Source organism: Alteromonas gracilis, assembly GCF_002993325.1.
Lineage (GTDB): Bacteria > Pseudomonadota > Gammaproteobacteria > Enterobacterales > Alteromonadaceae > Alteromonas > Alteromonas gracilis.
Genome location: NZ_PVNO01000025.1, coordinates 466,942 through 490,342, shown reverse-complemented (window position 1 = coordinate 490,342; position 23,401 = coordinate 466,942). Strand labels below are relative to the sequence as shown.

Annotated in this window: 17 protein-coding genes; 5 read left to right on the top strand and 12 right to left on the bottom strand. The window is 43.8% G+C overall.

The window, feature by feature from the left end; all coding sequences use genetic code 11:
- Positions 1-42: 42 nt before the first annotated feature.
- Positions 43-1,008 carry a glutathione S-transferase family protein gene (locus C6Y39_RS10750; RefSeq protein WP_105931239.1) on the bottom strand — a complete coding sequence of 322 codons (966 nt, stop codon included), beginning with the start codon at positions 1,006-1,008 and terminating at the stop codon, positions 43-45.
- 216 nt (positions 1,009-1,224) lie between these two features.
- Between C6Y39_RS10750 and tcdA the strand changes: the two genes are divergently transcribed.
- Together tcdA and C6Y39_RS10740 are read left to right on the top strand one after the other, a co-directional pair.
- A complete protein-coding gene (gene tcdA / locus C6Y39_RS10745) occupies positions 1,225-2,001 on the top strand; it encodes a tRNA cyclic N6-threonylcarbamoyladenosine(37) synthase TcdA (RefSeq protein WP_105931238.1) in 777 nt (258 codons plus the stop codon).
- A gap of 228 nt (positions 2,002-2,229) precedes the next feature.
- Complete coding sequence (locus C6Y39_RS10740) at positions 2,230-2,643, top strand: hypothetical protein (protein ID WP_105931474.1); 414 nt, start codon at positions 2,230-2,232, stop codon at positions 2,641-2,643.
- Between the two features lie 30 nt (positions 2,644-2,673).
- Here C6Y39_RS10740 and C6Y39_RS10735 read toward each other — a convergent pair whose 3' ends face one another.
- Positions 2,674-3,144 carry a DUF2919 family protein gene (locus C6Y39_RS10735; protein WP_105931473.1) on the bottom strand — a complete coding sequence of 157 codons (471 nt, stop codon included), beginning with the start codon at positions 3,142-3,144 and terminating at the stop codon, positions 2,674-2,676.
- A 367-nt stretch (positions 3,145-3,511) separates the two neighbouring features.
- Between C6Y39_RS10735 and rimO the strand changes: the two genes are divergently transcribed.
- Entirely contained in the window at positions 3,512-4,957 is a 1,446-nt protein-coding gene (rimO, locus tag C6Y39_RS10730) for a 30S ribosomal protein S12 methylthiotransferase RimO (RefSeq protein ID WP_105931237.1), read from the top strand.
- A 158-nt stretch (positions 4,958-5,115) separates the two neighbouring features.
- On the opposite strand, the gene C6Y39_RS10725 is transcribed toward rimO, so the two are convergent.
- The 6 genes from C6Y39_RS10725 to C6Y39_RS10700 form a co-directional block, all read right to left on the bottom strand.
- Positions 5,116-5,775, bottom strand: a complete 660-nt coding sequence (locus tag C6Y39_RS10725) for an SDR family oxidoreductase (RefSeq protein WP_105931236.1) — start codon at positions 5,773-5,775, stop codon at positions 5,116-5,118.
- A gap of 125 nt (positions 5,776-5,900) precedes the next feature.
- Positions 5,901-6,650: a 3-deoxy-manno-octulosonate cytidylyltransferase gene (gene kdsB / locus C6Y39_RS10720; RefSeq protein WP_105931235.1), complete on the bottom strand. Its 750-nt coding sequence runs from the start codon at positions 6,648-6,650 to the stop codon at positions 5,901-5,903.
- A 41-nt stretch (positions 6,651-6,691) separates the two neighbouring features.
- The gene (locus C6Y39_RS10715) at positions 6,692-6,886 is read right to left on the bottom strand and encodes a Trm112 family protein (RefSeq protein ID WP_105931234.1); all 195 of its coding nucleotides are present in this window, start codon (positions 6,884-6,886) and stop codon (positions 6,692-6,694) included.
- 5 nt (positions 6,887-6,891) lie between these two features.
- Positions 6,892-7,923 (bottom strand): tetraacyldisaccharide 4'-kinase, encoded by a 1,032-nt coding sequence (lpxK, locus tag C6Y39_RS10710; RefSeq protein WP_105931233.1) that lies wholly within the window; start codon positions 7,921-7,923, stop codon positions 6,892-6,894.
- Positions 7,920-9,668, bottom strand: coding sequence for a lipid A export permease/ATP-binding protein MsbA (msbA, locus tag C6Y39_RS10705; protein ID WP_105931232.1), 1,749 nt, complete (start codon positions 9,666-9,668; stop codon positions 7,920-7,922). Before msbA ends, lpxK begins: the two co-directional genes overlap by 4 nt.
- Positions 9,669-9,864: 196 nt before the next feature.
- Entirely contained in the window at positions 9,865-12,453 is a 2,589-nt protein-coding gene (locus tag C6Y39_RS10700) for a DNA internalization-related competence protein ComEC/Rec2 (protein ID WP_105931231.1), read from the bottom strand.
- A 107-nt stretch (positions 12,454-12,560) separates the two neighbouring features.
- Between C6Y39_RS10700 and C6Y39_RS10695 the strand changes: the two genes are divergently transcribed.
- A complete protein-coding gene (locus C6Y39_RS10695; protein ID WP_105931472.1) occupies positions 12,561-13,088 on the top strand; it encodes a DUF2062 domain-containing protein in 528 nt (175 codons plus the stop codon).
- A 209-nt stretch (positions 13,089-13,297) separates the two neighbouring features.
- On the opposite strand, the gene ligA is transcribed toward C6Y39_RS10695, so the two are convergent.
- The 3 genes from ligA to smc form a co-directional block, all read right to left on the bottom strand.
- The gene (gene ligA, locus C6Y39_RS10690) at positions 13,298-15,331 is read right to left on the bottom strand and encodes an NAD-dependent DNA ligase LigA (RefSeq protein ID WP_105931230.1); all 2,034 of its coding nucleotides are present in this window, start codon (positions 15,329-15,331) and stop codon (positions 13,298-13,300) included.
- A 230-nt stretch (positions 15,332-15,561) separates the two neighbouring features.
- Complete coding sequence (gene zipA, locus C6Y39_RS10685) at positions 15,562-17,115, bottom strand: cell division protein ZipA (protein WP_105931229.1); 1,554 nt, start codon at positions 17,113-17,115, stop codon at positions 15,562-15,564.
- 20 nt (positions 17,116-17,135) lie between these two features.
- Complete coding sequence (gene smc / locus C6Y39_RS10680; RefSeq protein ID WP_105931228.1) at positions 17,136-20,687, bottom strand: chromosome segregation protein SMC; 3,552 nt, start codon at positions 20,685-20,687, stop codon at positions 17,136-17,138.
- 241 nt (positions 20,688-20,928) lie between these two features.
- On the opposite strand from smc, the gene cysZ reads away from it, so the two are divergent.
- Positions 20,929-21,666, top strand: coding sequence for a sulfate transporter CysZ (gene cysZ, locus C6Y39_RS10675; RefSeq protein ID WP_105931471.1), 738 nt, complete (start codon positions 20,929-20,931; stop codon positions 21,664-21,666).
- Positions 21,667-21,796: 130 nt separating this feature from the next.
- On the opposite strand, the gene C6Y39_RS10670 is transcribed toward cysZ, so the two are convergent.
- Entirely contained in the window at positions 21,797-23,395 is a 1,599-nt protein-coding gene (locus C6Y39_RS10670) for an SEL1-like repeat protein (protein ID WP_105931227.1), read from the bottom strand.
- Positions 23,396-23,401: the final 6 nt, after the last annotated feature.

Genomic DNA, 23,401 nt, shown 5'->3' with positions numbered 1-23,401 from the left:
TTTGTTTAACTTTTAATATTGGCATTTGTCTACATTGACGCTCTAGCTTCCTATTTTTTCACGGCCGTGGGATGACATAAGATCTTGCTCTGGCCCCACGGGAATGACCTGTGTCGGGTTTATCATTGTGTGACTATAGTAATAATGCCTTTTAATATGCTCAAAATTCACCGTTTCAGCGATACTCGGCACTTGATAAAGCTCTTTCATATAGCCGTAAATACTGGGGTAGTCTGCAATTTGCTTTTTGTTGCACTTAAAGTGTCCGTGATACACCGCATCAAAACGAATCAAGGTAGTAAATAAGCGCCAGTCAGCTTCTGTTATTTCGCTACCCACTAAGTAACGCTGTTTACTTAGTCTTTCTTCTACTAAATCCAACGCGTTAAACACTGCATTAACAGCTTCTTCGTACGCTTCTTGCGTAGTTGCAAACCCGGCCTTGTACACGCCATTATTAATATCGTGATACACCATGTTATTAATGGTATCTATTTCTTCGCGAAGAGCCTCGGGATAATAATCATCTTCATTGTTGGTAAGAGAATTAAATCCACTATTAAAAATACGTATGATCTCTGCTGACTCATTATTAACGATAGTTTCAGTTTTTTTATCCCAAAGGATGGGCACGGTAACACGCGTTGTTATCTCAGCTTCCGCTTTAGTATAGATTTGATGTGCGTAATCAAATCCGTAAAGCTTATCGCCCGTTGAGCCTGGGTAGTCTTTAAACTCCCATCCGTTGTCGAGCATTTCAGGATGAACTACGGAAACATCAATATGCTTCTCTAAGCCCTTAAGTTTTCTAAATATGAGCGCTCTGTGTGCCCATGGACAAGCTAACGATACGTAAAGATGGTAACGACCTGATTCAACAGGGAACGACGCCTCCTCACTATCGCTGATTTTGTCGCGAAATTTAGACGCTTGTCGCTCAAACTTACCGCCGCTTTTGCTCGTGTCGTACCATTTGTCTTGCCATTGCCCATCAACGAGTAAGCCCATATTCCCTATCCTTTTAACGTTTATTAAACTATTTGGTTATTAAACCATGTATTGTGTAGAACGTATGTTGCGTTAAATCGGATTTATTATTCGAAAAAACTGGAGTGTGTTGATTTTTGGTCATCACTTTTGAGATGATGCGCGCCCTGCAGCAGTGACTACGATCATTAGCGCATATCCATACCCTTGTTATTTTTTTATTTAGTGAATTGAAGCATGTCTGATGATCCTCGTTTAGGCGGCATTGTACGTTTGTACGGTGCACAACAAACTAACAATTTAGCCAATAGTCATGTGGCCGTTGTCGGCATAGGCGGTGTAGGAAGTTGGACTGCCGAAGCATTGGCCCGTTCGGGTGTCAGTACCATTACGCTTATTGACCTCGATGATGTCTGCGTAACGAACACAAATCGTCAGATTCACGCACTTTCAGATACGATAGGTGAACCAAAGGTCGAGGCCATTGCGTCCCGTATCGCGCTAATAAATCCTAATTGCAAAGTAAACTGCGTTGAAGATTTTGTCACTCCTGAAAATACCGCCTCGCTCTTAACCAAAGAAATGCATGCTGTTGTTGATGCTACTGACAGCATACGTGCTAAAGCCGCGATGATAGCGCACTGCAAGCGCAATAAAATTCCTATTGTTACAGTAGGCGGCGCTGGGGGGCAGATAGACCCAACACAAGTTACTAAAGGCGATTTAGCTAAAACAACGCAAGATCCTCTCGCAGCAAAGCTACGCAGTGAACTGCGTCGAAACTATAATTTCAGTAAAAACCCCAAGCGCCGTTTCGGCGTTGAATGTATCTATTCAACAGAACAGCTGCGCTATCCACAGCCAGATGGCTCTGTTTGCTACAATAAATCAGCGATGGAAGGCGGCACGCGTCTTGACTGTGCGGGTGGATTTGGTGCGGTAGTCACAGTAACAGCCACCTTCGGTATGTTCGCTGCTGCTAGCGTAATCAATAGATTAACTGGACAAAAATAGACTTTAGCCGATAAGTTACGCACAATAGCAAAATAACAGTAACGTGCTGACGGCAGATAATTTTAATTAACGTGTTTTATTCGTTAGACCCAGAAACTAAGTTTTAACTTAGCGCTAAGTTAAACAATCTGGCAGAAAACGCTTTAACAAAGCTACCGTCACGGGTTTTAAAAAAACTAGAATATTGGCATGTATGCCAATGCCATTCTCGGTGAGAAGGAGAATAATATGTCACCTGATGAACTCAATAAACTAATGTCAGATTGCGCAAAAGACGCGATAGTAACCGCATCCGATGAGTTCAATATTGTACTGGATAAGACTCCCGAGAGTATTGCGCTAGTTGACGACGTTTTACTTAGCTTTGTAGATAAATATCACGATTTAGCGTTGGAAGATGAGGCAGTATTTACTATCTGTAATATCTTTGGTGCGTATATTGGTGAAATCCTAAAAGCGCAATTAGACGGCGAATGGATATATGACCAGTCAAATCCTCAAGCGCCAACCGTATTTTTAAAAGTCGGTGATAATACCTATGCATTTGCGGGAATTTGCTATGAACGTTTGGTTAACGACAGCCAGGTAAGCGTTTTCGCTTACTACGAAAAGGCATTGGCCAATCACAAATTCACTCACTAGTGGCTAAAATCTTACACCAAAACAGCGCCTTCATGGGTTAGGCGCTTCCCAATCTTCTATCATCCATCTTAAATGGCGACTTTTCGAAATAGCGTAAAGCGCAACGCCATAAAAAACAATTTTTACGCCAGTAATGGCTTCAAAACCCCAGTGATGGTGCATTGCATAATAAAGTTGTGTGTTAAGTAGAAGCAGTACGCCAAACTGTGCAAGTGGGATGACTAGGCGGCGCCATCTTGTATACCCTTTTTTCCACAGCCTATCTCTTTGGCTAACCAACACAAGGGCTAAAAGAACCGGTAAGCTCGCGACTAATCCAATACCTAAACTTTCTTTTTGCGGATAGAAAAAAGCGAGTAGCTCACTGGTTTGGGTTCGAGACGCCAGTGAAAAAATAAACGCTAGCCAATCGATGCATAACAAAATAAACACAGCGTATAACCATCGAGGAGGCAGTATTCGCCCTGACTCGTCGTAACATGAGAGTGGAAGTTTTAGCATGCGTTCACTTTTGTCATCTCTACTATTCATCATAGAACGTAAGCGTTCTAACTAATGGGAATTTTTTCTTCAGGAAAGTTCAAGGTGGGGGTGACTTCATTTTTTTAAACACATTAATTTTCAAATACGCTGTCTAACCTAAAAGCTTGTCTCTATCTCGCCTTTTTTATTAGAGTTCGTACTGCTCAAAGTTCGTACCGTGTCACAACACTCTACAACGCTTGTAACCTGCTATTCGTGTTTTGATGCTTTATCATCTACATTAAACTAGCAACGATTTATCGCTTAAAACTACTGCGTATTAATGCGAGTTACTGTATAATCCGCGGCCATTTTAGAGACAGTCATTTGCCAGGTGATATTTTAGATGACAGTAGAAACGTTTGATCCAAACAAAGTAGTAAACAAAACCACAACGCTTGAGACGCCCGTGAAAGTGCTTAGTGAAAACAAGCCTTCAGACCAACGCATTGGCAGCAGAATTGGTTTTGTTAGCTTAGGTTGCCCTAAGAACTTGGTTGATTCTGAGCGTATTCTTACTCAACTTCGAACCGAAGGGTATGATGTTGTTCCTACCTATAACGACGCCGATCTAGTTATCGTTAACACTTGCGGATTTATAGATGCAGCAGTTGAAGAGTCGTTAGACACCATCGGAGAAGCGCTAAAAGAAAATGGCAAAGTTATTGTAACCGGCTGTCTTGGTGTGAAAGAGGATGAAATCCGAGAGCTTCATCCAAACGTGCTGGCCATTACTGGCCCTCATGCTTATGAAACTGTTGTAGAGCAAGTGCATGAACACTTGCCAAAGCCCCAACATGATCCTTTCGCAGACCTCATCCCCGACCACGGGGTAAAATTAACCCCTCGTCATTACGCTTATTTGAAAATATCAGAGGGCTGTAATCACCGCTGTACGTTCTGCATTATTCCTTCAATGCGAGGCGACCTTGTTAGCCGCCCTGTCGGCAACGTGCTCGATGAAGCGAAGCGCTTAAAAGATGCTGGAGTTAAAGAGCTTCTGGTTATATCTCAAGACACCAGTGCGTATGGCGTGGATGTAAAACACAGAACAGGTTTTTGGAATGGCATGCCTGTTAAAACTCATATGCAGCAGCTATGCGAAAAGTTAGGTGAAATGGGGATTTGGGTTCGTCTTCACTACGTTTACCCTTACCCTCATGTCGACGACCTGATCCCACTGATGAATGAAGGTAAAATCCTTCCTTATTTAGATATTCCATTCCAGCACGCAAACAAGCGCATCCTGAAACTGATGAAACGCCCTGGTAGTGCTGAACGCGTGCTTGAGCGTGTTAAGAAGTGGCGTGAACAGTGCCCTTCTCTAGTAATTCGTTCAACCTTTATAGTAGGTTTTCCAGGGGAAACTGAGGAAGAATTTGAAGAGTTGCTAGACTTCTTACGTGAAGCACAACTTGATCGCGTTGGCGCTTTTGCTTACTCACCTGTGGAAGGCGCTCGCGCAAATGATTTACCTGATCCTGTACCAGAAGAGGTGAAACAAGCTCGTCTTGCTCGCTTTATGGAAGTACAAGGCGAAATAAGCGCTGCTAGGTTACAAGCGAGAATTGGAAATGAGTATCAAGTCGTCATCGACAGCGTTGATGCGGAAGGCGCCGTTGGTCGCACCTACGCTGATGCACCTGAAGTGGATGGTTTAGTTCATCTAAACGGCGTTTACGATGTTAAACCTGGCGATCGAGTGTGGGCTGAAGTCATCCACGCTAACGAACACGATGTGTGGGCCGTACTTTCTGAAGACCAAGACGAAGACGGCGATACCGCAGAATAAATAATCAATCCAGAGTTACACACATTACATCAATGCGCTACCAGAACTCTTGCTGTTATACCTGGCAATAAAAAAACCCTATCGATTACTTTTTTTCGATAGGGTTTTTCGCATTTAAGGCTTAGTAAACCTTTAGTTAACGGTGATTTTGAGCCACGCTACCAAGGTAATTCTTCACCGTTTGAGTGAATAAAGCGGCCAGAGTTTTCTACAGTAAGCTCATCAATACGACTAGCCAAACGCTCTGCGCACGTATCAGCGTCGATGTCGCCCGCTCCGTTAACCATTTCGGTTTGCACAAATCCTGGGTGGAAAATGCCAACTGCAATTCCCTTCGCCCTAAGATCATTTGCCATCGATACACCTGCAGCATTTAACGCGGCCTTTGACATGCGATAGCCATAATACCCACCCGAGCCGTTATCAGACATGGAGCCCATTCGACTTGTTATCAACGCTATTTTTGCATCCTCTGCTAGTGCTGGTAATAGCGTTTGAGATACTAATAACGGTCCCATCGCGTTAACGCGAAACTGATAATCAATCGTGTTGGGATCCCAGTCATCAATACTCTCTCGGCCAAGCACTCCTGCATTATTGATAAGCAAATCAATTTTTACGTCCATCAAGGGCGCCAGTTTTTCAGCCAACGTCTCCGGCCGTGCTACATCGACACCACTGACAATGTTAACGCCGGCACTGTTTAACTCGTCGCAACTATTACGGCACGTCGCATAAACTTTCGCGCCTCTTGCTTTATATTGCTTGGTAAGCGCAAGGCCAATGCCTCGGTTACCACCTGTAATAACTACATTCATAACGAATCCCTTGTTATTTTTTATGTGCTTCAATCAGTCTTATAATTTTAAAAATAAACGTGTGAGTAAGCCAATTACACCCAATTGGCGAAGACCAGATAAAACGAATCATCACGTTTACTTCGCTATTTTATAGTCTTTAAAAGACGTTCTAGATCTTCCGGCGTATCAATTCCAACAGGCGGTGGCGCCGACGCTACTTCACAGTGGATTTTATCGCCGTACCATATTGCGCGAAGCTGCTCTAGTGACTCAATTTGTTCAAGAGCGCTTGGCACATATGAAACGTACTGTTTAATGTAATTGGCACGATAGGCGTAAATACCGATATGACGATTATAAAGTGCGGTATTAGCAGACGTAGGGTTAGCCATCATATAATCCCGCTCAAACGGTATTGGCGAGCGTGAAAAATAAATCGACTCTCCTTTTTGATTAACCACTACCTTTACAATGTTGGGATTGAATACATCTTCAACACTCGCGATAGGCGTCGACAATGTAGCCATGTGGCATTGCGGCGCATTCGCTAAGTTAGTAGCAACCTGATTAATATTTTGGGCAGGAATAAAGGGTTCATCTCCCTGAACGTTCACCACTATTGTGTCGGGAGAAATTCTCTCTTTTTCTACGACCTCTGCGATACGCTCAGTCCCTGACTGATGGTTTACTGAAGTCATGCATACGTGAGCAAAGCCAAGAACTACATTTTTAATCCGTTCATCATCCGTAGCTACAATGATGTTATCAGCACCCGCTTCTGTGGCACGTTCAACCACATGTTGTATCATGGGTTTTCCGTCGATAAGTGCTAATGGCTTGCCAGGAAAACGACTTGAACCGTATCGAGCGGGGATCACAACTGTAAATGACATATATTTCTTTCGCCCTTACTGTCTACTAGTTAAACGGGTTATCAGCGAGTCGCGTCTACTTCGTCTAGCGACAGTGATATTGCCTTGCTTTCTATTAACACTGGAATACCGTCTTTAATTTCATAGGCTAACCTATCAAACCGACACACTAACTGGGTGCTATCTTCGTTTAGTACGAGTTTTCCCTTACATACTGGGCAAGCTAAAACTTCTAAAAGTTTTTTATCGAACGCCATTGTTGTTATTCCTGTCCGTTCTGGTGAATATTTAAACCTGCGTTTGCAAGTTTCACGTTTATTAAGTTAAAAAAATCTGGGGCTAAATGCGCACTAACAGGCAAAAACCAACATTCATTATGTGCAAATGGTGCGGCTTTTACTGCATCCTTTTCTGTCATTAGCACCCTTCCATCTGGAATGTCAGACGACGAGATAGCGTGATGATCGGCTAAAGGATGGGTTACCGTTAAGTCAATTCCCATTTCCCTAAGCTGACTGAAAAAGCGCTGAGGAGAACCGATACCTGCGATTGCACTACAGGGAAGCTTTCTAATTTCTTCTACCGTTGTGGTTTTCATCCTATTAGAAACTGATGTGAAGTCTCCAGGAACTAACGTCATAAGAAATTGTGGAGATACTGCACTATCAAATGTTGGCATAGAACGGCTGTTATGAACAAGAGCATCTACGGTACCCAGTCTCCATTGGCCTTCTCGAAGCGGTCCCATTGGAAGCAAATATCCGCTACCTACCTTTCTATCATCCATGACTACAATTTCAACATCTCGATGAAGCGCATAATGCTGCAATCCATCATCGCAAATTATCAGTTCACAATCTAATTCACTCGTTAAGTAGGCAGCTCCCCTCGCCCGTATGGGATCAATCACTACATCACACTGACTGCGGATTGCCAGTAATCTGGGTTCATCGCCTACTTCAGAAGCGTCGTCATCACCTTTCACTAATCTTGGGTATACGGGGGAATTAGCGCCGTAGCCGCGACTTAAAATACCTACCTTTAGGCCTCTCGCTTGATAGTAAGTCGCCAAAGCTAAAACCACGGGGGTTTTGCCATTGCCGCCAACAGATATATTGCCCACTACGATGACGGGGACCTTAGCTTTAAATGCTTTTTTAATCCCTATTTTAAATAATAGTCGTCGAATAGCGGATACGAAGTAAAAAAGCAAAGCGAGCGGCGCAAAAACCCAAACAAACCCGTGACCAAAATACCACTTATCGTGAAGGGTAGCGTTTTGCCTTTGGCTCACTTTGTCTCACCAAACTGCAGTGCATGAAGTTGTGCGTAATGGCCGCCTTTTTCAAGCAACGCGTCATGTTTACCCTTTTCAATAATCTCACCTTGTTCTACCACCATAATGCAATCTGCATTTTCAATTGTAGACAAACGGTGTGCTACCACGATACTGGTGCATCGTTTTTGCAATGTTTCTAATGCGTCTTGGATTAAACGTTCCGACTCTGTATCAAGGGCTGATGTAGCTTCATCTAAGATAAGTATAGGTGCGTCTGCAAGTATGGCGCGAGCAATCGCTATGCGCTGACGTTGACCACCAGAGAGCATAAGGCCATTCTCCCCGATAACAGTATCTAAACCATCAGGAAGGTTTGCGAGGAATTCCTCAACATGCGCAATTTTAGCTGCATTTTCTATCTCTTTGCGCGAAACATTCTGCCGAGCGCCATAAGCTATATTGTTAGCGATAGAGTCATTAAACAGAGTGACGTTTTGAGATACCACTGCAAACTGAGCGCGCAGGTCTTTCAAATCGATGTCGTTAAGCCCAACATCATCTAGCCGAATTTGCCCTTTTTGCGGAACATAAAAACGAGTAAGCAAAGAAGATATAGTAGATTTCCCGCTTCCTGAACGCCCTACTAGTGCAATGGACTGCCCGGGGTTGGCGGTGAAGCTTACATTGGTTAATGCTGGCGTCTGCTTTCCTGGGTAGTAAAAGGTAACGTCATCAAACTCTATTTTGCCCGTAGCTCGCTTGATTTTGGTTTCACCTTGGTCTTCTTCATCCGCTTCATCGAGGATTTCGAAAATACTGGCGCACGCAGCCATTCCCTTTTGAAATTGATTATTAATAGTGGTCAATTGTTTAAGAGGCTTAAGCAGCATAACCATACAGAACACGACATTAATAAAAACACCAGCGGTAAGCTTTTCTAACATGCCTGGTGTACTGGCAATGAATAAAACTACGGCAAGTGCTATGGATGCAATAACTTGGATAGATGACACACTTAAAATAGACGTGACGTTCAGCTTCATTGACTGCTGGCGATTATGGTTGTTTTTCTGTTTAAAGCGCTCTTGCTCTATGTCCTGACCGCCAAACATGATCACAACTTTATGACCTTTTACCGCCTGCTCTACCGAAGAGGTAAGGTTTCCCATAGATTGCTGGATATTTTTGCTAACAACGCGGAACCGTTTACTAACAATAGACACGATAATCGCAACCACCGGGCCAATGAGAAGAAAAATTAGCGATAGTTGCCACGAGTAATAAAACATGACGCAAAGAAGACCTATTACTAACGCCCCCTCTCTCACTAAAGTAAGCAGCGCTTTACCAGAAGCGTTAGCCACTTGCTCGGTATCGTACGTAACCTTACTTATTAAGCCACCCACCGCGTGATGATCGTGAAAAGACACCGGTAAATGAATATATTTTTCAAACAACTGTTGGCGCATGCGCATCACAACTTGTGCACCAATCCAGCTCAGCGTATAACTGCCTAGAAAATTGAACACACCACGCAGCAAAAATAGCGGTACAATTGCAAAGGCTGCTAAACGAAGATAGTCGTGATCGTTTTTCCCAAGAGATTCGTCAATCATCGGCTGAAGCTGAGAGAATACAAACGTATCTACCGCGGAATAGCCAATCATACCGATAATGGCAAATACGAATGGAACTTTGTACGCCTTTAAATACTGTAAAAAACGTTTAATTTGATAATCCGAGTTGTCGGCTTTCTGCATGTAGTTATTTTAACCTGTCTAAAACGTTGGCAAAAACGCGTTTTTTCTATTGTACTCGTTCTCGCTTTAATTCACTAATATAGCGATAAAATTGATTAGTCTGTCGACGACTTGAGTAATGTGTGGTCAGTTGCAGCTCATTTAAAGGTTTTGCCAAAACTACGCTCAGCAGTCAGTGGATTCCGTAGAAACCAGCTTAAAGGTGTCGCGGTGGCTTGCCCTTTAAATACCATCGTTTTTTCAAATCACCACGTAGCGTATTCACTTCAAAACTCCCTTTCCTAAAGGTTACAAGGGTATAGCCTTCTGAGCTAGTAAGGTATTGCTGTACGTTGTGCTGCTTATAGCGCTCTACAACATTTAACGCTGGGAACTTCCATCGATTTTCGTACCCTTGGGTATAAATTACCGCTTTCGGTGCCACATGCTTAATGAAAATATCCGTTGAGGAGGTCTTACTTCCGTGGTGTGGCGCAATCAATATATCCGCATTAAGCGCTGACGTTCCTCCCGCTAACTCCTTGGTAATTAAAGCATACTCACTTTCTTTTTCGATATCACCTGGAATAAGCACACTACCAGATTGAGCTGCAATTCTGACAACACACGACATCGCGTTATTATCTTGATCATTGCCTTTTAGTGGCCACAAAAAACTGATGGTTAACCCCTGCCAATCAAACATTGTATCTCTTTCGCAGCCAAAGGTTGGAGAGTAAAACGTGGCATTACCTGCAATGGGGTGTGCCATCACTGTACTTAGACCGCCGGCATGATCATTATCACTATGGGTATGAATAACATGGTCCACGTGCTTCACTTTAAGATTTTCAAGCAGTGGAAACAGATGTTGCGTGGCTGTCATAGCAATACCACGAAACTGCGCGCCAGAGTCGATGATGATGGCTCTATCACCTTTGGTAACAGTGATGGCACTGGCCTGCCCTGCATCAAGCACATGCAGCGCCCAAATCTCATCATTAGGCGGTAACCATTGGATTAAGGAGGTACCCAACGGTAGCGAGAGTAACACTATGCAAAGGCGCTTAAATCGCCAGTAGGGTAAACAGAAAAGAATGATAGCGCCTAAAAAACAAAGTGCACTTGATGTGTCTATAAATAGCGTAAAGGCACTCAAATCTAGATCACTCAAAAAAGCCAAGAGTGAAAGCAAATAGCCGAATAGGTAGTCACTCCATTTCAGTACTTCTACAGCAAAATTACCAACAAAAAATGTACTAAAATAATAGCTAATGAGTAGCGAAATAAGGCAAATCGGTAACAAAAGCGTTATAACGGGCAGCGCTAATAGATTAGCGACAAGCGATACAACGCTCACATTGCCAAACCAAATAGTCGTCAGCGGCATCATGATAACCGTCAACGCTAATTGAAGTTTTATTATTGCGAAATACCAGGGTTCTCGCTGTATGCTAAGCGTGTTTATAAAAAACCAGATGCAAATAACTGCACCAATACTCAAGTAAAAGCTCGCGTTTAGTACAGAAAAAGGAAATAGCAGTAAGCATAGTGCTAGCATGGCCAAGCCAATATTAACTGACCTCCACGCCACTTTGAATATCGTGAGTAGGCAACCAAGTGTAAGTAGAAGTAAAGCGCGTACTACTGGCAGTGCCATACCACTTAATAGCGCATATAAGTAACATACGGCAATTACACAAACTAAAACCCATACTCTAAGGCCAGTATTTTTTAAACCAAACAAGCAACCTTTATGCTGTGTTTTGTATGCGTAAAACCCCACTACCTGCAACGAAGCAAAGCGTCTTAGCGTGCGTAATAACTCAAATATTTGCACTAGGATAAAAATGAATGGAACGAATACAAGCAAGCACACTCCAGCTACTATCGATAGATGCATACCCGAAATACTGAACAAATGCCCCGTTCCTGTGCGCTGCAATAGGATCCAGTCGTTTTGAGTAAAGTGCGTTTTATTACCAAGTAACAATGCACTCCACCATGAGTGATGTGTAAGACTCAAAAACGACAACCAATCGGCTAGCTCGTTACGATGGCTGTGCTTGTGGAAAGTCCTTTCTATATGTAATGCCTTAATGTAACCAGTTGCATAGATAAACTGACTCACTAAATATTGCTGTCGACTAAAACCAACGGGGTTCGCAACGCCATAAGCGGGCTTTAGTTTAGCTACCGCAGTAAAAACGTCTCCATCGTGCAAGCAGGATGCCTTTGCTTTTTTGGGTAGAGATTCATCGTCGCTACGCCTAAAAGTAAATGAATGGCTAGTAACGCCATGATTTTCAGCGCGATAGTGGGAATGGCTGAGCCTAACCTTAAATTTAAGGCCGGCAAACAACAATGCTTTAAAGAATGGAGGATTTAAAAATTCCCGTGTACTTTGTCCGTCTACAGACTGAATAGCTACAGTATATTGATGGTAATCTTGCCCGTTAAGCAAATCATCTGATACACATCCGCCAGAGATAACGCGCCCTACTATTGTGACATCTTGTTGAATTTTGTGCTGAGGCAGTTGCCAAGCATAGTAAAAATGCCCTAAACTCGCCACCCATAGAACACCTACAAACAAACCATTAATCGCCAAGCACAGCAGGACTTCCATCACTGCTTGCCCAGCAATGCTACCGTGGTTTTGATAGAACAGTATAATCGAGCTGGTTACTACAAGTGAGGCAAGCATTACCGCCATGCTTTGTGTAGAGGGAAGTTCTCGCCAGAAAACTGCACTTATTGCGCCAGCGCAAAAACAGCTTAGCCAAATTGTGATACTATTGACCATGTTTTTACGTAGGAACTTCTAGTTATCGGATATGGTTTAAGTAAAAACACGCAGTATTGGTCCATGTTCTGTCTTTTTTGATTTTTTTTCGAGATGCATTGATATTTATGCCTAAGAAATTTATTCGACGTTTTTTGCCAAGCCATCAAAGCATCAAGCAAAACAAAGCTTTAAAAATATTCGGAAGCGTCCTACACGAGCCTAATTTATGGCACCTAAATCGGCGTTCAGCGGCTGGCGCTTTTGGAATCGGTCTATTCTTCGCGTTCTGGCCAGTGCCTTTTCAGATGTGGCTTTCTGCTGGTTTAGCCATTCCTTTTCGAGTGAATTTACCGCTTTCCGTGGCAACCGTATGGATAACTAATCCCTTCACTATTCCTCCTATATTTTACGGCGCATACAAAGTTGGAACTACTGTACTTGGGACCAAACCTGAACACTTTGAATTCCAGTTCAGCTGGCATTGGGTAGTGGAAAGTATTAATACTATAGGGCCGGCATTTTTAGTGGGCTGTGGTATTTGCTCGGTGGTGTTTGGCTTGGCGGGATATTTTTCGTTAAATTGGGTTTGGCGCTTTCAAGTTAAAAAGGCATGGGAAAGACGTCGTCAATTGCGTAGTCAGCAAGCAAGTTAAACCATTACCTTACTAAAATATTGTTAGACCTTAAGGTTTAAGGTGTATTTCATCACCGGATAAATAAAAACGCCACTTCATTGAAGTGGCGTTTTTTATGATGAAATCAGATTCACTGATAAGCCCTTTCGATATGGGCACTTTCGAAATTGATATCTTCGGATTACTCTCTATGCCCTTTACAAAAAACTCATAAAGGGCACGTCAGATTATTCGTGCTCAGACAAAAACGCTATCAGGGCAGCTTCGTCCCATACCTCGACATCAAGTTCCTGCGCTTTTGTAAGTTTTGAGCCCGCTTTTTCTCCAGCAACCAAAAAGTCAGTGTTTTTACTTACCGAGCCGGCAACTTTAGCTCCTAATAACTGTAACCGTGCTTTTGCATCTGAGCGTCCCATTTCGCTAAGTGTACCGGTAATAACGCAAGTTTTACCTTCCAAAGGCAGGTTTTCAGAATCAGGTTTTTCGATGGCTGGCCAATGCACGCCTTCTTTTAAAAGTGCATCAATTACATCTGTGTTATGAGACTCATTAAAGAAATTGAAAATATGCGTAGCTACCACACCACCTACATCTTGCACTTCAACTAGTGCTTCAAGCGATGCGTCTCGAATAGCTTCAAGGGTCTCGAAGTGCGCGGCTAGATTAGCAGCGGTCGCTTCCCCAACTTCCCGTATACCTAATGCATAAAGAAACTTCGCAAGGGTAGTCTTCTTCGATGCTTCCAACGAAGATAACAACTTGCTCGCTGACTTTTCCGCCATTCTTTCAAGGCCAACTACGTCACCCAATGAAAGCGTAAAAAAGTCTGCGGGGCTATGAACCAGGTCAGCATCTACAAGCTGGTCAACTAATTTGTCTCCCAGACCGTCGATATCAAATGCTTTACGCGAGGCGAAGTGCTTAAGTGCTTGTTTACGCTGCGCTGCACATATCAAACCACCTGTGCAGCGTGCAACGGCCTCGTCTTCAAGCTTTTCAACCTGAGAGTCACACACTGGGCACTGGCTTGGAAAAGTGATGTCGGTTTCATCACCTGTACGGTTAGCCTCTACAACTGATACCACTTGAGGAATAACGTCACCGGCGCGACGAATAACAACCGTATCACCAATCTTCACGCCCAAGCGCGTAATTTCATCTTGATTGTGAAGTGTTGCATTCGATACCGTTACGCCACCAACAAATACCGGCTCTAGTCGCGCAACTGGAGTTATAGCACCCGTACGTCCAACTTGGAATTCAACATCAAGTAAAGTAGTCACTTCTTCCTGCGCCGGGAATTTTTGTGCTATCGCCCAGCGTGGTGCCCTAGCCACAAATCCAAGCGCAGCTTGAAGTTCGATGCGGTCAACCTTAAAAACCACGCCATCTATATCGTACGGCAGGTTATCACGCTTTTCTAGAATACGGTTGTAGTAGTCGAGGCAACCCCTACCGCCTTCTGCAGTATCAATATCAGGGCAAAGAGGCAAACCCCATTGGCCAAGTTGCGCTAATCGCGCACTGTGTGTAGAGGGTAAAGTGAAACTCTCAGGCTGTACTACACCTAATGAATAGGCGTAGAACATCAGCGGGCGTTTAGCCGTTATTTTTGAATCTAGCTGGCGCAGGCTTCCTGCTGCTGCGTTACGAGGGTTAGCAAAAACCTTTCCTCCGGTTTCTTTTTGTTGCTCATTTAGTTTTGCAAAACCTTCTCTTGGCATAAATACTTCACCGCGCACTTCAACACGAGCGGGATAATGATCGCCGCGAAGCGTTAAAGGCACATTAGAAATAGTGCGAACATTTGCGGTGATGTTTTCCCCTACCTGACCATCACCACGCGTTGCTGCGCGAACCAACTCGCCATTTTCATACAAGATGCTCACTGCGAGACCGTCTAACTTAGGCTCACAGCTGAAGTCCATAGTTGCTGAGTCTTTCAATCGATCTTTCAATCGCTTTTCAAAAGCAAGCAATGATTCTTCATCAAAGGCATTGTCTAGCGATAACATTGGCATATCGTGCGTAACCTGTTCAAATGATGAGAGAGCCGCTCCCCCCACCTTTTGACTCGGTGAATTTGGACTTAGGAGCGTTGGGTATTGCTTTTCTAGCGCAATTAGCGCCTGCATGTCTCGATCGTAGACCGCATCAGGAACAGACGGTTCATCAAGTACATAATACTGATAGTTGTATTCATTTAGGGTGTTGCGAAGCTCGGCAACTTTTTGTTGTGCTTGTTCTAAAGTGTCAGACATGGAAATTGTTGTCACGTATTAATAATTGAGAGTTTTACAGGGTGTTGTCTTTTGAAATAACTTGAGACAACGATTTATTTTTTTCAGGCACCAATAACAACGCGCTAGCGTCATTCCACTAAAAGTGAGAATGAATCAGCCACTCTTTCGCTCAATCTAATTGAAAAGGACTTGGGTATAAGCCAAGTCCTTGAGCGTAGTGAAAGCGCAAAAAATAGCGTTTAGGTAAGCTAATTACGGGAGATCATTCGTTTGCGTTCAAACTCACGAATTTTCTCAACATATTGCTGCAAACCCTGTTTAGTTAAAACGCTACGTCTTCCATCTAAAACCTGAGCGCCAAATTCATCGGCTAGTTTACGTGCCGCATTATGCATCATATTAAACACCTGATGCGGATCGCCTTCGATAGGTAGAATCATGAATAAGGAAACACCTTGGGTTTCAAACGTTTCAAGGTTATCGATATCAAATACCCCAGGTTTAAACATATTGGCTAAGCTAAATAATACAGGCCCCTTACCGTTAGAGTTAACGTGACGATGGAATATATCTTGGTCGCCAAATTTGAATCCAAGCGTAAGTAACATGGGTAACAATGCAGCGCCAGAAATTGGTTCACCTTCTGGGGTTCTAACGTTTAATACCAAAACTTCAGGGTCAATACTAGACGACTTGCCCTTAGACGCTGAACTTCCATTCTCTGTGTTTTCAGTGCCATTTGCATTGAAGCTACCTCGTTCATAGTCAGAGATATTTTCTTCGCTGGTGTCGAAGTCTATGCGCATCTGATCGTCGCCAAAGTTTGGCTCTTCCCGTCTTCTAATTGGCGATTTACTGCGCTTGCTACGCGCAAAACGCCTTGGCTGTTCATTTTCTTGTTGCGCATCACTTGGTTTATGAGGCTCTTCAGGCGCATCTAAACTGAAGTCAGCCACTTCCCTCTCATTTCTTGCAGGTGGAGCAGTGTCTACCAATTCTTCTTCAACCGTAGGATCAATGTAAAACTTTTGCGCCGCTCTGCGTTGCTCTTCACGGGGCTTTTCACTTTGAGTATCAGCGTATTCGCCTGTCGAAGCAGTATTGCCTTGTAAATGATGGAATTCGCTGTCTGAAGTACCAGGTACATTGTCTGATTCTGCGTTACAGTTACTTTGTTCAGCTGATGTTACACCTTGAGTCGGTGTTGAAACCTCTTCATCCGCACCTTCCCGAAGTAGAAAACCTGGAGGTTCTGGAAATGCAGTTCCACTACCGTCACTCGATAAGGTATCTGCAGAACGGGACACCCCCTTCATGTGAGGCTTTGGATTGGTGACCACAGACCCATAAAGTTTTGGCTCATCAGGTTGCGGCGCTTTGTGAGGTTGATTAGAGGGCTTGTTTTTGTCCCCATCGCCTACAGCGTCTTCTCGGCTTTCGCCGGTAATCGTCTCTTTATAAGCGCTAGATGATTCAGATTGCGGCGCTTTTGTATGAAGGTCTGCATCAACCACGTCATGCTCAACTAAACGTTCATCGTCGTTATAAGCATTTGACGACGCGCTTTTCGCATCTTCTGGTTGTCCAACAACTCTTACTGCACCAATTCCTAGCTCGTCAAAGCCCTCCTGCGATTCTGAATCGACATCGTTATCATCAGCATCCTGCCATTGTCTTGGCTCTAACCGCTCTTTTGCAGCTGGCTTACTGTTTTTACGAATTTTCCAAATACCGTGGGCTAGCACTGCAATAATGAATACCGTGCCCCCTAGGAGTAAAAATAGACGTAATTGATCTTCCATTTAATTTCTTTCGCCCTTTGTTATGCTTCTGCGAAGGCGACAGCTTCGTCAACATCTACCGCTACCATGCGAGAAACACCAGGTTCCGCCATGGTTACACCGGTAAGGTGACTTGCCATTTCCATCGCTATTTTATTATGGGTGATATAAATAAACTGCACTGTTTGTGACATCTCTGACACTAGGTTACAAAAGCGCCCTACATTTGCATCATCCAATGGTGCATCTACTTCATCCAACAAACAAAATGGTGCTGGATTTAATCTAAAAATAGCAAACACCAATGATAAAGCGGTTAACGCTTTTTCTCCACCGCTTAAAAGGTGAATCGTACTATTTTTCTTACCGGGAGGGCGAGCCATTATAGTCACACCCGTTTCAAGTAAATCGTCATCGGTTAACGCAAGATAAGCAGAGCCCCCACCAAACACTTTTGGAAAGAGTGATTTCAAATCTTCGTTTACTTGCTCAAATGTTGCAGAGAAGCGAGTGCGCGTCTCTTTATCGATTTTACGAATAGCTGACTGCAAGGTTTCAAGCGCTTCGGTTAAATCGTTATGCTGAGTATCTAGATGAGATTTTCGCTCAAACTGGGTTTCATATTCTTCCACCGCGGCTAGATTGACTGCGCCTAAACGCTGTAGATTTGCTTGGGTTCTTTCAAGGTCGTCCTGCCACCGCGTTTCCTCCGCATCATCTGGTAGCGTTTCAAGGATACTTTTTAGTGATTGCTGAGTTTCATTAAGCTGCTCCAAAATAGTGTTCGCGCGAACTCGATACCCTTCAATATCTATATTAAGTTTATCGATGTTGGTTTGGCGCGCCTGGATATCTTTTCCAAGCAATTGGTGGCCTTTTTCAGCCTCACGTAGCCACTGTTCTATATCGTCTAGCGCCGCTTGCTTTGTGCGCCGCATTTCTTCAAGTTCCGCTTTACTATCAAGCAACGATTGAAGCTCGGCCGCTTGCACTTCCTGTGGCGAAGTAAGCTGAGTGAGCTCCTGCATTAACCTATCTTTATTTGTGATGTATTCTTCGCGCTGCTGAAGGTTACGTGTAACCTGTTGACTGTATAGATTTTGATGATTTTCTAGCTGCTGTTTTTTAAGCGCAAGCTCATGATTTTGCGAGGTAAGTGAGTCTACCAAAGCGCGCAGTTCTGTGGTGTTTCGCTCATTAGCTTCACGCTTGGTGTTCACTTCATCAATGTGCACTTCATGTTCAAGAATTTGTGCTTCTTGAAGCTCTAGCTTTTCCGAAAGTTGCGCAAGTTGCTCCTCTTCTTTAGCTAGCATAATTTCTTGCTTCTCACGTTCCTCATTAAGCTTTGTAGTACGTGAAGACTGCTGTTCTTGCTGCATTTCAAGCAGTGATAGCTTGTTCTTTAACTGGGTAAGCTGATTTTCTTTTTCACTTATATTGCGTTTGAGTGATAGGGCTTGTGCCTCAGTTTCTGCAAGTGAATCCTGCGCGTTATTCAGTGACACTTCAACTTCCGCGATTAGATGCTCGGTAGCCTCAACAGTAGAACCAAGTGCCTGAATTTTATTTGCCCTTTGCAATGCACCGTCATTCACCTCACCAGGCTTCACAACCCATTGCTCACTTGCCCATAGTCCTGATGGAGAAATGAAGCTAGTAAACCCCTTTGAAAAATAGGAATGCAGCTTTTTACCATCATCAGTAACGCTATTAATTAGAGAGGTAAGTTCCTCATCATTTTCGCAAAGATAAATATCATTAAAAAATGCCGGCACGCGATTGCGCGACAACACGTTGTTTTGAGGGCTTCCACCTTGCTCACTAACTTCATTAACTAACGCGCTCGCCAGTGAACCTGATTTTGCGTTGGTAACAAACGCCGAATTCGAAAAAACTTTTATTCCGCTGGGCAAGCTTTCTTGTTGACTAAGAAGCGCCTCAATACTGTGGCTCGTTGCAACAACTGGGTCTTTTACATGTTGTAGTATGGCTTCGACACAAGGTGCTAAGCTCTCTTTAGGCTGAAATTGTTGCCACAGCTTTTCGATACCCTCAAGACGAGTATCGTCATTATGAGTCGCATCTTGTTGAAGCGCTTCGAGTGCAGCCATAGTCGAGCGTGCTGTTTGCAGCTTTCCCTGCGCCTCGCGAAGCGTCAATTCCAATTCCTTAACCTGAGCTTTTTGATTTGAGGACATCTCGTCTACAGCACCGAGCGAGGCTTGAATCTCTTCTATCTCAAGTTCAATTTCTTCACATTGACCGGTCAACAACGCAATTTGATTCGTATAATCTTCGTTATTTATCTGTGTTAATTCATCGTTTATTTCACTGATTCGCTGCGATGTTCGCAGCTGCATGCTCATTGTCGACTGAATTTGGCTGTGACACTGCTGCACATTTTGTCGCAGTTGATTGTAAGTTTGCTCTTGCTCTCGGGCTTTTGCGTTAAATTCTCTCAGCGCTTGCTCAGCATCTTCGAACCGCTCTTTCGCGCTTTCTAATTCAGCTTCTTTCAACGCAATTTCGGGTTCAATACTTTCTAGCGCCTCGCTTGATACTGCAAGTGCCTCTTGCGCTTCCTCAATGGATTGGTTGAGCACTTCATGCTGCTCGCTAATTCGTGCTAACTCTTGCTCTACCTGCACTTTACGCTGTTTAGCATGAAGCGCATTTTGCTCAAGACGGGTTATCGCATTGCTAGTTGTAAAAAGCTGTTGCTGCAGATCATCAATAATCTGTTTGGTTTCTACCTGCTTAACTTTGTATGACTCAAGCCCTGCCTCGTCACCTTGTAACCTTGCAACTAAGTCATCAACTTCAAGCTGGAGGGCTTGCTGCTGCTTTTGTAACGCTTCTATGTGTTCACTATTTTTTAGAAAGCGGATAGCCGCTAGCTGACCTTTGAGTTCTCTGGCTTGTGCTCGTAGTGTTTTATAACGGGTAGCAGCGGCAGCTTGCCGCTGTAGTTTCTCAAGCTGTTTGCCAAGTTCATCACGAACATCATTCAATCGTTCAAGATTATCTTGTGTGTGCCTTATGCGATTTTCAGTTTCTCTGCGACGTTCTTTATACTTTGAAACGCCTGCGGCTTCTTCAATGAAAACGCGGAGATCCTGTGGTTTAGACTCAATTAGCCGTGAAATCATGCCTTGTTCAATAATGGCATAAGAACGTGGTCCTAACCCTGTTCCCAAAAACAGATCCGTTACGTCCCGTCTGCGGCATTTGGTGCCGTTAAGAAAATAGGTAGAAGTAGCATCGCGTGTAACTAAACGTTTAACAGACAACTCATTATAATTGGCAAATTCACCGGCTATACGCCCCGCGCTATTATCGAAAACGAGTTCGACACTGCATTGCCCGACCGGCTTACGGGAAGATGAGCCGTTAAAAATCACGTCGGTCATAGCGTCACCACGCAAGTTTTTTGCGGAACTCTCTCCTAAAACCCAGCGAACGGCGTCGATAACGTTTGATTTCCCGCATCCATTAGGGCCAACAATAGCCGTCATTTCACCGGGGAAAGGAATGGTAGTGGGCTCGACGAAGGATTTAAAACCCGCGAGCTTTATCTTTTTAAGTCGCATACATCATTCCTCTGTAAAACAGAGTCAGCGGCCGAAAGAGCAAGAAGTACGAACGAAAAAGCTGACGAATTTGGAATGATGCAATCACACGTAAGATTCTTTTGTTATTATGTTTCGACTCTACCAAATCTAACAGCTTGTAACAATTACCATTTAAGTGAGTGAGGCAGAGTTTGCGCCTTGCGCGTATGATAAAGCAGATAGTCATAAAACGTGGCGTTTTCACGCAAAAGGAGTAGGAATGAGTTCAGGTGGTGTACATTATTTTTTTGAAGGCTTCTCGCTTATTAAAACCAAAGGGCTTAAGCGTTTTGTTTTTGTGCCTCTTACCATCAACTTAGTGCTGTTTTCCGTGGCCTTTTATTTCTTATTTGGCCAGATAGAAATGGGCATTGCCTATGTTATAGACCTTGTCCCAGAATGGTTGGGTTGGATAAAAACAGCAATCAGCTTTTTCTTGTGGCCCTTAGCGGTAATCAGCGTACTCTTAATTTTCGCGCTTATTTTTGGCACCCTCGCTAATTGGATAGCCGCACCTTTCAATGGGGTGCTATCAGAAAAAGTAGAGCGACATTTAACTGGTCAAGACCTAGGCGATGAAGGCGTAATGTCTTTGGTTAAAGATATTCCTCGCACCGTAGGCCGAGAATTCACAAAATTCATCTGGTACGTGCCTCGCGCCATTGGCTTTTTACTATTATTTTTCTTTCTCCCCGTCATCGGTCAAATACTGTGGTTTTTATTTAACGCATGGATGATGGCTATTCAATACTGCGATTATCCTTACGATAATCACAAGGTAGATTTTACTCGTATGCGTTTGCACTTAGGCGAACACAAAGGCAAAGCGATGACCTTCGGAATGATGGTTAATGTTTTTTCTCTTATACCTGTGGTTAACTTTATTGTAATGCCAGTGGCAATTTGCGGCGCTACGTCTATGTGGGTTCGCGAACTTAAGCATACCCTTCACGACTAAGACCACACGTCTCGTATCAAAAATGGTTACGAACACATTCAATTAGAAAGCTAGAAAATATTGCGCCTATATTTATTTACTTATTTAAGTGAATATGAGGCGCATTTGCTGCTATTGAAAAACAGGTTAGCTACCCTTTAGAACCCGTAAAAGCTTCATATTCTGCTAACCAGTGTGCCGCTTCTTTTTGATTTCCACTGTTGTGGAAGGCTTGAAAAAAATTCATCGATATAGGTCGCTGTACATTTTGTCTTTCGAGCTGCTGTTGCCAAAGCACAAGATATAAAGGAGGGATCACACCGCTGTCGTGATGCTCCATAAAAGTGATCCGTCGGCTTGGCTTATAGCTGTTTTTCCCTAATACTGTACAGGTTTTAGCGCGCGCGATTATTGTAGCAGGGTCTATATCCAGCCAGTTGTTAACCGTGGCGTAAGGCGCATACCAGAACTCCGAGTCGACAATGAGATTAGGGGGCGAAAAGTCACTGATATCGTTTTCATCACACAGTCTCTTCGCCATTCCTTTGCCAATAGGATACTCATCAGCAAAGCCAGCGAAATGGGCCAGTTCATGAACGAAAACCGAGTATGCGTCGCTGATATCTAAATACATTACCCCATTTTGAACATTCGCTTTTCCTTGCTCTGCCACAACAACGGCATGACTAAACTTACGCTTTTTGGCAATACTTGCTAAAGGCGTGATATTACAACCTAAAACGCCCGTGTTGTTGAAGTCTGGATTGCAGCGCAGTACGTCGGCTTTAAGCCAAATTGGTGGAGCAAGACAGATAGAGAGCCCTTTTAAACGCTCATCATTTTCAAACGATTGATAAAGACTGTGCGCGCGCATAATCGTGGCCAAGCTTGTTGCAAATGGCTGTATCCGCTGCAGGCAATCTGCTTTGCTTTCCCAACTAAATGAATCTGCAAGTTTTATCGCTTGGCTTTCAGAGAATGGCGTGTAGAGGCCAGTCGCTTCTAAGGCTTTCTTTGCTTGTAGGTGACCCTTTTCAGCAGCGAATTGGAAGTGTTCTTTGGCTTTTGAGTATTCGCCCTCATCCCACAGTAATCGGGCATACTTAAAAGCACTTTGCATATCTAGTGTCGCTGTTGCCGCTAAAAGAGGCTTTGCAAGGGCTTGTTGTCCATGCAAAAGATACCAATCAGCCAATGCTGCTTGAGCAGGCAAGTAATCTTGCGAAGCTGCCCGGATCAACCACTTTTCACGCTTTTCTGGTGATTCTGTCGACATTGCAAATGCAAGCTGAGCTTCAGCGACATCACCCAATGCCGCTAAGCGCATAAAGCGCTGAGACGCGCCTTCCTCTCCTAGAATCTGATAAAGCAGCCATGCCGCATCTGCGTTTTCAAGATTGACGAGTTTTTCGAGATAATAAGTAGCGGTTGATTCTTCTATACCGTTTTGGGGGGCAAATTGTTCTTCGTGCGCCTTTTCAAATTGCATTAATAACGCAGATTGCGCCACCTCACTGCCCTGCTTAGATGCCAACCAGAGTAACGCGAGCGCTTCTGTAGTTTGACTGGCAGAAGAGTGTGACAAAGATGACGTTTGATCATTTGGCGTTTTTGCAACTCCAACTAAATCGTCGTTAATTCGTGGCAGTTGGAGCACGCTTAATGCATTGGCGATAAGTTGAGGTGCATATCGCCCACTGTCGCCAGCAACAATAAGCAGCGCGAACACGGCTAGAAATAGGCCTCGCATATTATA

What these genes read in the sequence shown, in the direction of transcription:
- C6Y39_RS10750 (WP_105931239.1), bottom strand. Translation starts at nt 1,008, where the DNA reads ATGGGCTTACTCGTTGATGGGCAATGGCAAGACAAATGGTACGACACG.
- tcdA (WP_105931238.1), top strand. Translation starts at nt 1,225, where the DNA reads ATGTCTGATGATCCTCGTTTAGGCGGCATTGTACGTTTGTACGGTGCA.
- C6Y39_RS10740 (WP_105931474.1), top strand. Translation starts at nt 2,230, where the DNA reads ATGTCACCTGATGAACTCAATAAACTAATGTCAGATTGCGCAAAAGAC.
- C6Y39_RS10735 (WP_105931473.1), bottom strand. Translation starts at nt 3,144, where the DNA reads ATGCTAAAACTTCCACTCTCATGTTACGACGAGTCAGGGCGAATACTG.
- rimO (WP_105931237.1), top strand. Translation starts at nt 3,512, where the DNA reads ATGACAGTAGAAACGTTTGATCCAAACAAAGTAGTAAACAAAACCACA.
- C6Y39_RS10725 (WP_105931236.1), bottom strand. Translation starts at nt 5,775, where the DNA reads ATGAATGTAGTTATTACAGGTGGTAACCGAGGCATTGGCCTTGCGCTT.
- kdsB (WP_105931235.1), bottom strand. Translation starts at nt 6,650, where the DNA reads ATGTCATTTACAGTTGTGATCCCCGCTCGATACGGTTCAAGTCGTTTT.
- C6Y39_RS10715 (WP_105931234.1), bottom strand. Translation starts at nt 6,886, where the DNA reads ATGGCGTTCGATAAAAAACTTTTAGAAGTTTTAGCTTGCCCAGTATGT.
- msbA (WP_105931232.1), bottom strand. Translation starts at nt 9,668, where the DNA reads ATGCAGAAAGCCGACAACTCGGATTATCAAATTAAACGTTTTTTACAG.
- C6Y39_RS10700 (WP_105931231.1), bottom strand. Translation starts at nt 12,453, where the DNA reads ATGGTCAATAGTATCACAATTTGGCTAAGCTGTTTTTGCGCTGGCGCA.
- C6Y39_RS10695 (WP_105931472.1), top strand. Translation starts at nt 12,561, where the DNA reads ATGCCTAAGAAATTTATTCGACGTTTTTTGCCAAGCCATCAAAGCATC.
- ligA (WP_105931230.1), bottom strand. Translation starts at nt 15,331, where the DNA reads ATGTCTGACACTTTAGAACAAGCACAACAAAAAGTTGCCGAGCTTCGC.
- zipA (WP_105931229.1), bottom strand. Translation starts at nt 17,115, where the DNA reads ATGGAAGATCAATTACGTCTATTTTTACTCCTAGGGGGCACGGTATTC.
- smc (WP_105931228.1), bottom strand. Translation starts at nt 20,687, where the DNA reads ATGCGACTTAAAAAGATAAAGCTCGCGGGTTTTAAATCCTTCGTCGAG.
- cysZ (WP_105931471.1), top strand. Translation starts at nt 20,929, where the DNA reads ATGAGTTCAGGTGGTGTACATTATTTTTTTGAAGGCTTCTCGCTTATT.
- C6Y39_RS10670 (WP_105931227.1), bottom strand. Translation starts at nt 23,395, where the DNA reads ATGCGAGGCCTATTTCTAGCCGTGTTCGCGCTGCTTATTGTTGCTGGC.